Origin of the sequence: Ferrovibrio sp., from assembly GCF_019636075.1 — a bacterium.
In the GTDB taxonomy this organism is placed as follows: domain Bacteria; phylum Pseudomonadota; class Alphaproteobacteria; order Ferrovibrionales; family Ferrovibrionaceae; genus Ferrovibrio.
Map to the genome: position 1 here is coordinate 1 of NZ_JAHBYG010000034.1, position 13,975 is coordinate 13,975.

Consider the following 13,975-nt stretch of genomic DNA (forward strand, 5'->3'; position numbering starts at 1 on the left):
AGGTGCGCGAAACCGCGCCCGGCTTGGTGCGGTTTAGCGTGAGCGATACCGGCATCGGCCTCACGCCGGCACAGCAGGCCAAGCTGTTTCAGCCTTTCGCCCAGGCCGATAGTTCCACCGCGCGTAAATTCGGCGGTACCGGCCTCGGGCTTTCGATCTGCCACCGGCTTTGCGAGTTGATGCAGGGCCGCATCGGTGTCAGCAGCGAAGCCGGCAAGGGGTCTTGCTTCTGGTTTGAATTGCCGCTGGTTGCTGAAAAGCCCGATGCACTCCGACCGGTCAGCGATCTGTCTGCCGGCCATGTGCTGCTGGTCGGTCTGCCGGCTGCGCAGGCGGCATTGGCGGAAAAATATCTGCGCGCCGGCGGCGTGCCGGATGTGGTTGCGGTCGCTACGGCGGCTGCGGGCGAGGCGCTGCTGCGCCGCGATTTCGATCTGGTGCTGGTGGATGCGCGTTGCCCGGATCGTCCGGGGCTGGATCTGGCCGGTCAATTCGGCGGCGATGCTGCCTATGGCCTGCTGGCGCCGCGCAATCTGGTTTCCACGCTGGATACCGCGCAACGCCGCAATTTCCGCCTGGTGCAAACCTATCCGCTCAACCGCATGGCATTGTGGCGCGCCATGGCGGTGGGCCTGAAGCAGGAAATCGCCGATGCCGATGGTGCCGGTCAGCGCGAGGATATGGCTTTCGCCGCGCCGGATGTTGAAACCGCAGCCGCCGCCAATGCGCTGATCCTGGTGGCCGAGGATAATCAGACCAATCAACTGGTGATCCGCTCGATGCTGCAGCGTATGGGCTTCGCCTGCGAGATCGCCGATAACGGTGCGCTGGCGCTGGCGGCTTTCCAGCCCGGCCGGCATGGTCTGCTGCTCACCGATTTCCATATGCCGGAGATGGATGGCTTCGGGCTAACCGCCGCGATCCGCAAGCAGGAAGACGATCGGGGCCTGCCGCGCCTGCCCATCGTGGCGCTGACCGCCGATGCGCTGACCGGCGTGGAGCAGCAATGCCTGGATGCCGGCATGGATGGCTATCTCACCAAGCCGATCGACAGCCGCAAGCTTTCCGCCATGCTGGCGCAGTGGCTGCCGCAGGCCTTGCCGTTGCGCCGGCCCGCCGAACAGAAAACCCGCATACCGGAAGCCGCTGCGCCAGAACCGCAGGATGCATCCCAGGCGGCCCCACAGACAACACAGCAGGCGATATCGGCGCAGGATTGGGATCCCGATATCTTCATGCCGGCACGGTTGACCGAAACCTTCGGTGCCTTCGATGCCACGGCGAAGGAATTGCTGCGCAATTTCGTCGACGATGCCGCGGGCAAGGTGGTGGCATTGCAGCAGGCGGCGGCAAACCGCGATCTGCATGAAGGGCGCGAAATCTCGCATATGCTCAAAGGCTCTGCGCGTTCGCTGGGGGCCGAGCGGCTCGGCCAGATAGCTTCCGATATCCAGGATGCCTGCGATGCCAATGATGCCGAGATGATGGCGCTGATGACCGAATTGCTGCCATCCACATTGGATGAGTTGAAGCAGATCATGCCGAAAATTCTGGCCTATGGCGACTGAAGGGGTGCTCCGTGAGCGACAATCGTGGCGTCTATGAAAAAGTGCGCGTTCTGATCATCGAGGATGAAGCCTTCACCCGCCAGATGATCAAGGGCCTGCTGCACCAGCTTGGCTTTCGCCTGATCGACGAGGCCGCCGATGGCGAGGCTGGCTTCAAGGAATTGCTGCGGGTGAAGCCGCTGATCGTGCTTTGCGATATTCATATGACGCCGCTGGATGGCCTGGGCTTTCTGGCCAAGTTGCGCGGCCTGGCAATTCCCGGCCTGCGCGACACCACGGTGATTTTCCTCACCGCCGACAAGCAGACCAACACCGTGATGTCGGCCAAGTCGCTACGTGTGGATGGCTATCTGGTGAAACCGGTTTCGCTGGCCAATCTCAAGGCCAGGCTGGATCAGCAATTGCAGCGCATCGGAATGCTCTGACGCATACTGCTTTGATCGCCTACGCGATGCGCCTTTTTGATTGATCGCCTACGCGATCCGTTCAATCTGCTCATCGGTGAGCGTGCCAGGCACCACAGTGATCGGAAAGCTCAAATCGCCAGACATCTGGCCGGCTAGCGCGGTGACCAGTGGGCCGGGCGCGCCGCCAGGAGCGGCAGCCAGCACCAGCATGCGGATGCCGCCGTCTTCTTCCACCAGCTTGAGCAATTCCTCGCGGGTGGAGCCTTCGCGGATCGCCACTTCGGGCAGCAGGCCGGATTCCGCATTCACCTGTTCGGCCAATTGCTGCAACAGGGTTTCCGCCGCTTCATGGGCCTCTTGCCGCATGATTTCGGCCACGCCGGCCCATTGATTGAAATCCACTGGCTCCACCACGCGCAGCAACACAACGCCGCAATGCACATTGCGGGCGCGGCGGGTGGCGTAGCGCAAGGCAACCCGAGCCTCGGGCGTATCATCCACCACGACAAGGAATTTCTGCCGGCGCTTGGCGGGATCTGTCATGGCACGAAGCCTGCCGCAAGCCGGACCTGGCAGCAAGGTTTATTCTGCGGGCACGACATCAGCGTCGCCCGCCGGCGGCTGGCCGCGCACCCACCTGGGCGGCACGGGCTATGCGCAACAGGGCATCGCCAGTGGCGGCTTCCGAAGGCATGCCGGTGGTTTTGCAATCCAGTTCGGCCTGGGTGAGATAGTCCAGCGCGCGCAGCAGGCGGTCGTTGTTCCACAGCCGCAATTGTTTCAGGAAGGCATCCTCGCGTTTCCAGAACACGCCCAGGCTTTTCGCCACGAATTTCGGATCGCTGTTGCCTTGCGCCATCCGTGCCACGCCCAGATGCAGGCGCTGGGCATGCTTTTGCGCCACGCGCAGGATCGCCACCGGAGATTCGCCGGCCTGTTCGCTTTTGCTCAAGGCTTCGGTCAATCCGGCGATATCGCCGCCGAAAGCGGCAAAGGCGGCATCGTCCAGGCTGCCGGCCGATGAATCGCCCACCGTTGCTTCGCAATCGGCCAGATCGATATTGCCCGCCTCATCGCCTTTATAGAGCAGCAGCTTCTGGATTTCGCCGCGTGTGATCATGCGGTCTGTGCCCAGATGCTCGACAAGATAGTCCACGGCATCGCGGTCGATCTTGCGGCCGGCTTCCTCGATCATGCCCTGGATCACGCCGGCCAGCACGCGCGGATCGTCGGCATAACAGGCCACGGCCACGGCGGTGTCGGCGCCTTCGAAAGCCTTCACCAGGCTGGAGCGTCCGCTCAGGTCGCCGGCTTCGGCCACCACCAGGGCATCGCCGGGCGGGTCGCTCAGAAAATCCGCCAGCAGCTTGGCGTGCTTGTCGCCTAGGCCAGACAACATCACCACGCGCCGCCCGCCCAGCATGGAAATCTGCGCGGCTTCGTCGGCCAGCCTGGCGGGATCTTCCTGCAATTGCGCAGCCGTGATGGTGGCAACCTGGAAGGCATCGGTCAGATCGGGCGCCACGGTTTTGGCCATCGCCTTGGCGCGTTCGCGCACCAATCCGAGATCGGGGCCGAAAAACAGGGCGGCGCGCAGATTGGCCGGCGGTTTGCGCAGGAAGCCTTCGACTTCGCGTGCCGCCAGCTTCATCGCGGCTCCATCGGCAGTTTGGCAAGGAAGCCGGCGCTCATTTTACCTGTGCCTTGCGCTGCTGGGTGAAGAAATTGCCCAGGCGGATGCGGATCTGTTCGGCCAGGTCGCGTGCCGCGCGCGCGCGCGCATCGCGTTCGCTTACCAGGTTGGCATATTCGGCGCGCACCAGATTGTAGGAAACCAGGCTGCTCAGCGAATTGCTCTGCAAGGCCACGCCGCTGCGGTAATCGATCAGCCGGTAGGTGACGGTCATCTGCAGATTGTTGCGGGTGATTTCGTCGGAACGGGTGACCAGCACGCTGGAAACCGATTCCGCCACCTTCAATTCAAGGCGGTAGGCGGGCTTTTCCGGCGCGCCGCGCGGGGTCAGCATGTCCAGCAGATGGTTGCGCAGCAATTGCGTGGAACGGTCTTCCGCCTGCTCCACCGCCAGCGCGGAGAATTCCGGCACCGCATCGTAGGTATGGCCGGTGCCGTAAAGCGGCCGGAAGCCGCAGCCGGCCAGCAGCAGCGGCAGCCCCGCCAGCAGCAGGGCGCCGGCGGTTCTGCGGGATGGGTTACGCCACCACATTCACGATCCGATTGGGCACGACGATCACCTTGCGCACGGCCTTGCCCTCCAATGCGCGCTGCACATTGTCGTTGGCGAGCGCCAGTTTTTCCAGTTCGGCATTCGGCATGTCGCGGGCCACGTCCAGCGTGGCGCGCAGCTTGCCGGAAACCTGCACGGCGATGGTGATGACATCGTCGCGCGCCAGATCGGCATCGGCTTGCGGCCAGGGCTGGTCGGCCACCATGCCGGTATTGCCCAGGGCCAACCAGATTTCCTCGGCCAGATGCGGCACCATCGGCGAGATCAGCAGGCACAGCGCCTGCAAGGCTTCGCGGCGCGCATAGGCGGAGGCGGCATCGTCATGCTTGCTGGCTTCCAGCAGATTGGCGAATTCGTGGATGCGTGCCACGGCCTTGTTGAAGTGGAATTGCTCAAGATCGCTGGTCAGCGCCAGGATGGTCTTGTGCAGCGCGCGGCGCAGTTCCAGGGCCGGGCCCTCGAAGCTGGCCGGCAGCGGTGCATCCTTGGCGGCCAGCGGCGCGCGCGGCTCGGCGATCAGGCGCCACAAACGCTGGGTGAAGCGCCAGGCGCCGTCCACGCCGGATTCGGTCCATTCCAGATCGCGCTCGGGCGGGCTGTCCGACAGCATGAACCAGCGCGCGGTGTCGGCGCCGTAGGTGTCGATGATCAGGCCGGGGTCGATCACGTTCTTTTTCGACTTCGACATCTTCTCGACGCGGCCGACGGTGATCGGCTCGTTGGTGCCGACATGCACCCAAGCATCGCCGTCGCGCTTCACCTCTGTGGGCAGCAGCCAGTTGCCGGCGGCATCGCGGTAGGTTTCGTGGCAAACCATGCCTTGCGTGAACAGGCCGGCAAACGGTTCGGCCAGTTTCAGATGTCCGGTATCGCGCAAGGCGCGGCTGAAAAAGCGCGAATACAGCAGATGCAGAATCGCATGCTCGATGCCGCCGATATACTGATCCACCGGCAGCCAGTAATCCACATCATCGGCGGCCATCGGCGCAGCGTCGCGCGGGCTGCAGAAGCGGGCGAAATACCACGAGCTGTCGACGAATGTGTCGCAGGTATCGGTTTCGCGCCGGGCCGGCTTGCCGCAGCTCGGGCAATGCACATGCTTCCAGGTCGGGTGATGATCCAGCGGATTGCCGGGTTTGTCGAAGCTCACATCGTCGGGCAGGCGCACCGGCAATTGATCTTCCGGCACCGGCACCACGCCGCAGGAATCGCAATGGATCATCGGGATCGGACAACCCCAATAACGCTGGCGGCTTACGCCCCAATCGCGCAGGCGATAGGTGACGGTGCCTTCGCCGATCTTCAGCTCTTCCAGCTTGGCGATGGCGGCGCGCTTGGCTTCAGCGGTCGGCAGGCCATCCAGGAAACCGGAATTCACCGCAACGGTGCCATCGGTATCTGTGAAGGCTTCGGTGCCGATTTCCGCAGCCGCATCGCCCTTGCGGGCGACCACGGCTTTTACCGGCAGATCGTATTTGCGGGCGAAATCCAGATCGCGCTGGTCATGCGCCGGGCAGCCGAAAATCGCGCCGGTGCCGTATTCCATCAGCACGAAATTCGCTACATAAACCGGCAGCGTCTGGTTCGCATCGAAGGGATGCACCACCTTGAACGGCGTGCGGTAGCCCTTTTTTTCGGCTTTTTCGAGTTCGGCTTCCGCCGTGCCGCTCTGGCGGCATTCCTCGATGAAGGCGGCAAGCTTGGGATCGGTTTTCGCGGCTTCGGCGGCCAGCGGATGATCGGGCGACAGCGCCACGAAGCTGGCACCGAACAAAGTATCGGGCCGGGTGGAATACACCTCTATGCGGTCGGCACGATCTTTCAGGGCAAACGAGAATTTCGCGCCTTCCGATTTGCCGATCCAGTTGCGCTGCATCAGCCGCACGCGTTCGGGCCAGCGTTCCAGCTTGTCCAGTTCAGTCAGCAGATCGTCGGCATAGGCGGTGATCTTGAAGAACCACTGGCTCAGCTTGCGGCGTTCGACAACCGCGCCCGAGCGCCAGCCGCGCCCATCGATCACCTGCTCGTTGGCCAGCACGGTGTGATCCACCGGATCCCAGTTGACGAAGCTTTCGCGGCGATAGGCCAGGCCGGCCTTGAACAGATCGAGGAACAGCTTCTGCTGATGCCGGTAGTATTCCGGATGGCAGGTCGCGATCTCGCGGCTCCAATCCAGCGACAGGCCCATACGCTTCAACTCGGCGCGCATGGTGGCGATATTGTCGTAGGTCCAGGCCGCCGGATGCACCTTCTTTTCCTGCGCGGCGTTTTCCGCCGGCAGGCCGAAGGCATCCCAGCCCATCGGATGCAGCACGTTGAAGCCACGCGCCCGCTTGTAGCGCGCCACCACATCGCCCAGCGTGTAATTGCGCACATGGCCCATATGGATGCGCCCCGAGGGATAGGGGAACATCTCCAACACATAATATTTTGGCTTGGCCGGATCGCGGCGGGCCTGGAAGGCGCCGCGCGCTTCCCATTCCTGCTGCCATTTGGCTTCCACCGCCTTGGCGTTGTAGCGCGACATCGCTGAAACCGTACTCTGTGATTAAGGCTGAAAGGATTAAGAGGCGATGAGGTGCGGCGGCTTGATCAGCGCCGCGCCTCGGATTCCACACGCAGCTCGCGGGCGCGCTGCAGGATGGCATTCTCCATGCTCACGCCGGTTTCCGGCGCCGCCGGTTGATCAAGCCAGGCCGCGCCCTGGCGCACCTGCTTGAACACGCTCACCCGCAGGCCATCGGCGCGCAGCGAACGGTCGAGGATATACACGGTCACCTTGAAACGCTCATTGGGCGTTTGCGCCGGATTATACCAGTCGGTGATGATCACGCCGCCGAAAGGATCGGCCGAGGCCAGCGGCATGAAGGAAATCGTATCCAGCGTGGCGCGCCACAAAAAGCTGTTCACGCCGATGCCGCCGCCGCCTTCATCCTTGCTCTTGCCGCCGCCGAACAGGCCGCCGGTGCCGAAGATGCCGGATGGAGGCGCAGAGTTGGGATCCGGTGCCGGATTGTAATTGCCGAAGCCATCCTTTTCGGGGCCACGGGTGGTGCCGCCGCTATCGCCCGATGTGCTGCAGGCCGCCAGGCCGAGCGGCAACAGCAGGGCCAAGGCCAGATGGGTCCGGATGCGCCTGGAGGCGGCTGCGCCACGGCCTTGCCGCAACGATACCGGTATCAATTCCCAAAAGGAGCGCTTTATCGCCATTCCACTCAAGCTCCTGCATTATCCCGCCGCTTAAATCCGGGGCGGGCAGGGTATACCAGATTTCCCGGCTGCAAGCCAATTGCCGGGGTCGTAACGGGTTGACGCGGTTTCATGGGCCTGCGAAGCGCTTTGCCGGTGCCGGCAGATTATTGTCAGAGGCAGTATAAAAGCGATATGGGAAGGCGATGACCAGCCTTGAAGCCTTGTTCCGTCGCGCCTGGGAGGCGCAAACCTCCGGCCAGCATGCCCAGGCGGCGGCGATTTACCGCGATATTCTGCAACAGGGCCAGAATCCGCAGGCGCGGCCGCAGGCCTGGCTGGGGCTGGGGCAGTGCGAGCTGGAATCCGGCAACAAGGCCGAGGCGCTGAAATGCTTCCGCGAGGCCTATGCCCTGCTGCCGCAATCCGGCGCCATAAAACATATGGTGGATATGCTGGCCGATGGCGATGTGCCGGACCGTGCGCCAGACGATTATCTGCTCTGGGTATTCGATGGCCATGCCGAAAGTTTCGACAGCCATCTCGAGGCCTTGGGCTATCGCGGGCCGGAGATGATCGCGCTGCTGGCCGATGCCGCCTGGGAGGCCAAGCCGACCCGCGCCATCCTGGATATCGGCTGCGGCACCGGGCGCAACGCACCGCTATTCCGCCGCTATGCCAGCCGGCTGGACGGCATGGACCTGGCGCCCAATATGCTGCGCCTGTCGGCCCGGCGCGGCTACGATCATCTCTACAAGGCCGAGGTGCATCCTTTCCTGGCCAAGCCGCCCTGTGCCTACGATGTGCTGCTGTCTACCGACGTGTTCATCTATATCGGGCGGCTGGAAGGCATCTTCGCCAATTGCGCCCGCACCATGACGCCGCGCCACGAATTGCTGTTCACCATCGAACTGGGCGACGACGACAAGCCGGTGCGCCTGATGCCCACCGGCCGCTTCCGGCAATCGGATGCCTATATTCGCGGCCTGGCCGAAACCCATGGCTATGATATCGCCGCCACCCATGACGAACCGTTGCGGGTGGAGCGCGGGGTGATCGAACCTGGCCGCGCCTACCGCTTGATCAAGCGGTGATCCGGCGCAGCTGCGCCGGCAGATCGGCCAATACAGAGGCCCAATCGCCTGGCTGGGGCTGACGCAGCAGGCGCAGGCGCGGATACCAGCGCGGCGTATCGCCCTGCTGAAACCAATACCACAGCAAGCCATCATCGGCGGGCAGCAGCACCAGGCCCGGCGCGCCGATGGCGCCGGCCACATGGGCCGCGGTGTTGGATATCGTCACCACCGCATCCAGCGCCGCCATTTGCGCTGCCACCGGATCGGTTTCGCCCAGCGGATCGATGGTCGGATCGCGGTAAAGCGTCAGGCCGTGATCGCGCAGCAGGGCCGCGCGTTCGGCGCCGGTATCGCCATATTGCAGGTCGATGAGGATGCGGTCGGGCGTTGCGGCCGCACGCGCCAGGGCCGCCAGATCCACGGCTTTTTTGTGCTTCGGCGCAGCCTGCGCGCTGCGCCATGACAGGCCGATGCGCTGCTTGCCGGGCCAGGCGGCATCGTAGCGCGCGCGGATGGCGGCAACAGCAGTGGGATCGGGCCGCAGATAGGCATGCGGCACACCGAAGGCGGCAAGATCGGGGCGCAGCCGCGCCACCAGATCGGCCAGCGGCATCTGGTGGCTGCATTCGCCCTGGATCGCGGCTGGCTGCAGGCCTTCCAGCGCCACGATATCCAATGCCGGAAAGCTGCGCCTGAAAAGCGACAGATTGCGGCGATAGCAGCCCAGCTTGATGCGCCAGCCGGCTTTGATGGCATCGTCCAGCACCGAGGCGAACAGGATTTCATCGCCGATGCCCTGCTCCGGCCAGACCCAGATTTTTCCAGCGGCGCCCGCAATATCCTGCGCCATCGGCAGGCCGAAATCATGCCGGACCAGGGTGAGCATGCTGGGTGGCGCCCGGAAGCGCTGGGCATAAAGCCGCCAGCCGCGGGGCAGATCGCCATCGGTGAGCGCCATCAGGGCGAGCAGAATGGCTGGTTCGGCCAGGTTGCCGGCCGGATTCTGCCCGGCGCGGGCCAGCAAATCCTCCAGGCAGGCGCTGGCTTCCCGGCGGCGCCCGAGTCCCATCAGCAGGCGGCCCTGCTCGATTGCGGCGTCATGGCCGATCCGGCCACCCGCCATACTTGCATTGCCGAGCAATTCCAACGCCGCATCCCATCGTCCCGACTCGCGCGCCAGCAGCCCGGCATCCAGCCACAGGCCGGGCAGGGCGGGGGCATCGGCGGTGGTCAGGGCAAGTGCTGTCTGCAGGCTGGCCCAGGCCGAATCGAGGTTGCCGGCATGGCGCTGGCAGATCCCCAGAAAATGCTGGGATCGGGGGTCTTTGGGTTTGATTTTTATAAGCAGATTCAATGATTTGATTGCGGATGGCCAATCTGCCCGCGCCTGTGCCCGCTGGGCGTCTTTCCATAGTTTGTCAGGATTGAGGGCCATGGTCTTTCACTCTGGGCCATAGCGGGCCGGTCTGCCCGGCAAGACTGCCATGCGGCCTCCCCGGCGACCATCCCTGGGCCGTCATCATAAAGGAAAAATTCTTTAATCAATCCGTGCGTTGAGGGCGCGAATCGATTCGTGGCGGCAATCTGTGGCTTGCCTGCAACACCGCCCGGAAAAGCACGGCCGAGAATACGGCTTTGGTTGACACCCGCACCCTTGGAATGGCTTCATGCCCGCGATCAGTTGGCCCACCCAGGGTCGATTGGCCATTTGTGGGAAACTGAACACCATTAACCCGGTGGGAGAGGAATTAACCAAATGAAGAAGACGCTGCTTCTGCAATCGGCGCTCGTGGCCGCTGCGGGCTTCATGCTCGCCGATGCCTCGCACGCCCAAGTCAAGGCCTCCGCCCCGGCCATCACCGTCGGCGGCTACTTCACCCAGTTCTACAAGGTCCAGGACCGCGATAAGCAGGCCCAGGTCGACCAGGTCAGCCAGAGCTTCGCCTCTGACGCCGAAATCTGGTTCAACATGCGTTCGGTGCTGGACAATGGTCTGGTGATCTCCGGCCGCGTTGAGCTGGAAGCTTCGACCTACACCGACCAGATCGACGAGCGCTACCTCATCCTGAGCCGCTCGGACATCGGCACCGCCGAAATCGGTTCGACCGACCGCGTTTCCGGCAAGATGCTGTACTTCGCCCCGACTGCTCTGCCGGGCCACAGCACCACCGTGCATTCGGAATACACCGCTGCCGCCGTCACCCCGCTGATGTGGTATGTGAACGCCAACCACGATGCCGAAGGTATCAACCTGTACACCGCCAACGACCGCTACTTCGGTTCGAAGGCTGGTAAGGGTCTGCAGATCGGCGTGTCGTATGTTCCGGATGGTTGCGAAGACTTCTCGCAGGCTTCGGGCGCTGCTACCGCTTCCGTCACTGGCGGCACCGGCCGTTCGTGCGGCGGTGGCTTCGGCAACTCGACCGGCACTCTGACCGGCATCACCGGTTCCAACCAGATCTCGCAGCAGTGGACCATTGGCGCCAACTACGTCGAGACCTTCGGCGATGTGGGCGTGAACCTGTACGGTTCGTACATGACCGGTCATCAGGAAGGCATCGTGGGTGCCGGCCGTGACCGTTCCGTGAACGGCTGGCAGGCTGGTGCGCAGCTGGTGTTCGATGTTGGTGGCGGTTCGACCATCACCCTCGGCGGCGGCTACACCAAGGAAGACGTGGAATCGGCCACCATCAAGCAGCGTAAGGGCTACTCGGTGGGCGTTCGTTACCTGACCGACGGTGCCAAGACCGGCTCGATCGGTGTGGGTGCCGAATGGTACGCACGTGAAGACAAGGCTCCTGTGACCCTTGCCAAGACCGATTATGACATCATCACCGCGGGCCTGACCTATCAGCTCGGCCCGGGCGTGTTGACCTTCATCGGCGCTGGCCGCGTGGACAACGACCAGCCGGGTGCTGCCGTTGACACCAAGCAGACCTTCGGCGTGCTGGGTATCGGCGTGACGTTCTAATCGATCCAACCGGATCGGTTTCGGAAAGGGGCAGGGCAACCTGCCCCTTTTCTTTTTTGTTTCATTTTTGTCGGGTTTTATTGCCAAGCTTTCGCGATGGGCTGTTCAGCCCCAGAAATTCACCGCGAGAGAAACTCACCGCGAGAGAAACTCACCGCGAGAGAAATTCACCGGGATATAAATTCACCGGGATATAAATTCGCCGGAAAAGAAATCAGTCGAGCAAAAGGCCCAGGGCCAAGAGGGCCGCGATCAGGCCGAGCAGCCAATGGGTCAGGTTCTGACGGCCTTTGGGAGGGCTGCTCACAATCGGCGCCGGCGCCGGCGGTTGCGCCAGCCGGTCTTCCAAACCCTGCAACAACGTTGGAATCCGCCGCAGCATGGCCAGGGCTTCATTGGCTGCTTCGCGTATATGCGCTTCGGGGCCGAGATTTTCCCGCGCCCAGCCTTCCACCTCCGGCCGGGCGGCATCCCAGAAATTCACCTGCGGGTCCAGGCTGCGTGCCACGCCTTCCACTGTCACCATGGTTTTCTGCAGCAACAGCAGATGCGGCTGGGTGGGCATGCCGAAGGTTTCGGTGATCTGGAACAACTGTGCCAGCAGGCGACCGATGGAAATTTCCGCCACCGGTTTGTCGCGGATCGGCTCGCCGATGGAACGGCAGGCCTGGGCAAACAGCTCCGGGTCGCGGTCTGCCGGCACATAACCGGCTTCGAAATGCACACGCGCCGCCTTGCGCCAATCGCCGGAAAGAAACGCACCCAGCATCTCGGCCATGAAGCGCCTGTCCTTCAGCGACAACCGCCCCATGATGCCGAAATCCACCAGGCCCAGCCGACCATCCTGCAGCACGAACAGATTGCCGTGATGCATGTCGGCATGGAAATACCCATCGCGCAAAGCCTGGCGCAGAAACACATGGATCACCCGCTGCGCCAGGGCCGGCAGGTCATGGCCCGCCGCCAGCAAGGCTGCACGATCCTCGATGCGGATGCCGTCGATGCGCTGCAGGCTCAGCACCCGCCTGGCCGTGCGGTTCCAATCCACTTTCGGCACCAGCAAATCTGGGTCGTTCAGGAAATTCTCGGCCAATTCCGAGGCCGCTGCCGCTTCCAGCCGCAGATCGAGTTCGATGGCCACCTGATCGGCCACCAGGCGCGCCACATCGCCGGGGCGCAGCCGCGCCATGCCGGGCAGATAGGTTTCAGCCAGATCGGCGGCCCAGGCAAACAGCGCCAGGTCGCGCGCGAAAGCGTCTTCCACGCCGGGCCGCAGCAATTTCACCGCCAGCGGATCGCCTGCCGGGGTTTCCGCGAAATGCACCTGCGCCACGCTGGCCGCCGCCACCGCTTCGGGCTCGAAGCCGACATAAAGATGTTCGACATCGCTGCCGAGTTCGGCTTCCAGCAAGGCCTTGGCATCGCTCCAGGCAAAGGGCGGCAAACGGTCGCGCAACTGGCCCAGATCATTCGCCAGGTCTTCGCCCACTAGATCGGGCCGCACGCTCAACACCTGGCCCAGCTTGATGAAGGCGGGGCCCAGTTCGGCCAGCGCGGCGGCCAGCTTTTCGCCGCGCCGCAAGCCGGGCTGCCGGCGGCCGAACAGCAGATTGAAGGCGGCAAGGCCGAAGCTGGCGCCGACCGGCAGATTCAGGCGCGGATCGGGCTGCAATGCATCATGGCGGGCCAGGATGCGCAGGATGGCAAAGCCCCGCGCCAGATGGCGGAATGTTGCGGCCATCAGATGCGCCAGCCGCTATGCATGGCGGCGATGCCACCGGAAAGATTGCGATAGCTGACGCGACCGAAGCCGGCGGCTTCGATCATCGCCTTGAAGCTGTCCTGATCGGGAAAGCGGCGGATGCTTTCCACCAGATAGCGATAGGATTCCGCATCCTTGGCCACCCAGTCGCCCAGTTTGGGCAAAAGCTGGAAGGAATAGATGTCGTAAAGCCTGGCCAATGCCGGATCGGTGACATGGGAAAATTCCAGGCAGAGAAAACGTCCGCCCGGCTTCAGCACGCGGAAGGCCTCGGCCAGCGCGCGCTCGATATGGGTGACATTGCGGATGCCGAAAGCGATGGTATAGGCATCCACGCTGCGGTCAGGCAGGCAGAGCTGCTCGGCATCCATGCAGGCCCAGTCCAGACGCGCCATATTGGCTTGAGCCATCCGCGCCTGGTCGATGGCACGGCTGCGGCCCTGGCCCAGCATGGCGGCGTTGATATCCGCCACCAGGATGTGCGCTTGCGGCGCGCGGTCTTGGATGCGGAAGGCGATGTCGCCGGTGCCGCCGGCCATATCCAGCACGCGGATGGCGCCGCGCGGGGCCAGCCAATCCACCATGGCATTCTTCCACAGGCGGTGCACGCCGGCCGACATGAGGTCGTTCATCAGGTCGTAGCGCGGTGCCACGCTTTCGAACACGCCGCGCACCAGCTTGGCCTTCTCGGCCTCGGGCACGGTAGTGAATCCGAAATGGGTGCTGTCGCTGGGCTGTTCCATGGCGGCCCGACGA

The 13,975-nt window shown here is 63.6% G+C and carries 12 protein-coding genes; 4 read left to right on the forward strand and 8 right to left on the reverse strand.

Going from position 1 to position 13,975, the window contains the following annotated elements:
* Both KF827_RS13925 and KF827_RS13930 read left to right on the forward strand, forming a co-directional pair.
* Nucleotides 1-1,568: response regulator (locus KF827_RS13925; RefSeq protein ID WP_291006660.1), on the forward strand; the 1,568-nt coding region annotated here is incomplete at its 5' end.
* Between the two features lie 11 nt (nucleotides 1,569-1,579).
* Complete coding sequence (locus KF827_RS13930; protein ID WP_291006664.1) at nucleotides 1,580-1,993, forward strand: response regulator; 414 nt, start codon at nucleotides 1,580-1,582, stop codon at nucleotides 1,991-1,993.
* Between the two features lie 48 nt (nucleotides 1,994-2,041).
* Here the strand turns inward: KF827_RS13930 and KF827_RS13935 are convergent, their stop codons facing one another.
* The 5 genes from KF827_RS13935 to KF827_RS13955 form a co-directional block, all read right to left on the reverse strand.
* On the reverse strand, nucleotides 2,042-2,518 hold the full coding sequence (locus KF827_RS13935) for a universal stress protein (protein WP_291006667.1): 477 nt from the start codon (nucleotides 2,516-2,518) through the stop codon (nucleotides 2,042-2,044).
* A gap of 58 nt (nucleotides 2,519-2,576) precedes the next feature.
* A complete protein-coding gene (gene holA / locus KF827_RS13940; RefSeq protein WP_291006670.1) occupies nucleotides 2,577-3,626 on the reverse strand; it encodes a DNA polymerase III subunit delta in 1,050 nt (349 codons plus the stop codon).
* Between the two features lie 37 nt (nucleotides 3,627-3,663).
* Complete coding sequence (gene lptE, locus KF827_RS13945) at nucleotides 3,664-4,200, reverse strand: LPS assembly lipoprotein LptE (protein WP_291006673.1); 537 nt, start codon at nucleotides 4,198-4,200, stop codon at nucleotides 3,664-3,666.
* Complete coding sequence (gene leuS, locus KF827_RS13950; RefSeq protein WP_291006676.1) at nucleotides 4,187-6,748, reverse strand: leucine--tRNA ligase; 2,562 nt, start codon at nucleotides 6,746-6,748, stop codon at nucleotides 4,187-4,189. The genes lptE and leuS overlap by 14 nt, the downstream gene beginning before the upstream one ends.
* Before the next feature lie 65 nt (nucleotides 6,749-6,813).
* On the reverse strand, nucleotides 6,814-7,431 hold the full coding sequence (locus KF827_RS13955) for a DUF3576 domain-containing protein (RefSeq protein WP_291006678.1): 618 nt from the start codon (nucleotides 7,429-7,431) through the stop codon (nucleotides 6,814-6,816).
* Between the two features lie 185 nt (nucleotides 7,432-7,616).
* Here KF827_RS13955 and KF827_RS13960 point away from each other — a divergent pair, with 185 nt between their 5' ends.
* Nucleotides 7,617-8,504: a methyltransferase domain-containing protein gene (locus KF827_RS13960; protein ID WP_291006680.1), complete on the forward strand. Its 888-nt coding sequence runs from the start codon at nucleotides 7,617-7,619 to the stop codon at nucleotides 8,502-8,504.
* On the opposite strand, the gene KF827_RS13965 is transcribed toward KF827_RS13960, so the two are convergent.
* Nucleotides 8,494-9,840 carry a hypothetical protein gene (locus KF827_RS13965; RefSeq protein ID WP_291006683.1) on the reverse strand — a complete coding sequence of 449 codons (1,347 nt, stop codon included), beginning with the start codon at nucleotides 9,838-9,840 and terminating at the stop codon, nucleotides 8,494-8,496. The two genes, KF827_RS13960 and KF827_RS13965, sit on opposite strands and share 11 nt — an antisense overlap.
* A 402-nt stretch (nucleotides 9,841-10,242) precedes the next feature.
* Here KF827_RS13965 and KF827_RS13970 point away from each other — a divergent pair, with 402 nt between their 5' ends.
* On the forward strand, nucleotides 10,243-11,457 hold the full coding sequence (locus KF827_RS13970) for a porin (RefSeq protein ID WP_291006685.1): 1,215 nt from the start codon (nucleotides 10,243-10,245) through the stop codon (nucleotides 11,455-11,457).
* Between the two features lie 214 nt (nucleotides 11,458-11,671).
* Here the strand turns inward: KF827_RS13970 and ubiB are convergent, their stop codons facing one another.
* Nucleotides 11,672-13,198, reverse strand: a complete 1,527-nt coding sequence (gene ubiB, locus KF827_RS13975; RefSeq protein ID WP_291006687.1) for a 2-polyprenylphenol 6-hydroxylase — start codon at nucleotides 13,196-13,198, stop codon at nucleotides 11,672-11,674.
* The gene (gene ubiE / locus KF827_RS13980; protein WP_291006690.1) at nucleotides 13,198-13,962 is read right to left on the reverse strand and encodes a bifunctional demethylmenaquinone methyltransferase/2-methoxy-6-polyprenyl-1,4-benzoquinol methylase UbiE; all 765 of its coding nucleotides are present in this window, start codon (nucleotides 13,960-13,962) and stop codon (nucleotides 13,198-13,200) included. The genes ubiB and ubiE overlap by 1 nt, the downstream gene beginning before the upstream one ends.
* Nucleotides 13,963-13,975: the final 13 nt, after the last annotated feature.

Excerpts from the sequence above, each read along its gene's own strand:
- KF827_RS13935 (WP_291006667.1), bottom strand. The coding sequence starts at position 2,518 with ATGACAGATCCCGCCAAGCGCCGGCAGAAATTCCTTGTCGTGGTGGAT.
- leuS (WP_291006676.1), bottom strand. The coding sequence starts at position 6,748 with ATGTCGCGCTACAACGCCAAGGCGGTGGAAGCCAAATGGCAGCAGGAA.
- holA (WP_291006670.1), bottom strand. The coding sequence starts at position 3,626 with ATGAAGCTGGCGGCACGCGAAGTCGAAGGCTTCCTGCGCAAACCGCCG.
- KF827_RS13955 (WP_291006678.1), bottom strand. The coding sequence starts at position 7,431 with ATGGCGATAAAGCGCTCCTTTTGGGAATTGATACCGGTATCGTTGCGG.
- lptE (WP_291006673.1), bottom strand. The coding sequence starts at position 4,200 with ATGTGGTGGCGTAACCCATCCCGCAGAACCGCCGGCGCCCTGCTGCTG.
- KF827_RS13960 (WP_291006680.1), top strand. The coding sequence starts at position 7,617 with ATGACCAGCCTTGAAGCCTTGTTCCGTCGCGCCTGGGAGGCGCAAACC.
- KF827_RS13970 (WP_291006685.1), top strand. The coding sequence starts at position 10,243 with ATGAAGAAGACGCTGCTTCTGCAATCGGCGCTCGTGGCCGCTGCGGGC.
- ubiE (WP_291006690.1), bottom strand. The coding sequence starts at position 13,962 with ATGGAACAGCCCAGCGACAGCACCCATTTCGGATTCACTACCGTGCCC.
- ubiB (WP_291006687.1), bottom strand. The coding sequence starts at position 13,198 with ATGGCCGCAACATTCCGCCATCTGGCGCGGGGCTTTGCCATCCTGCGC.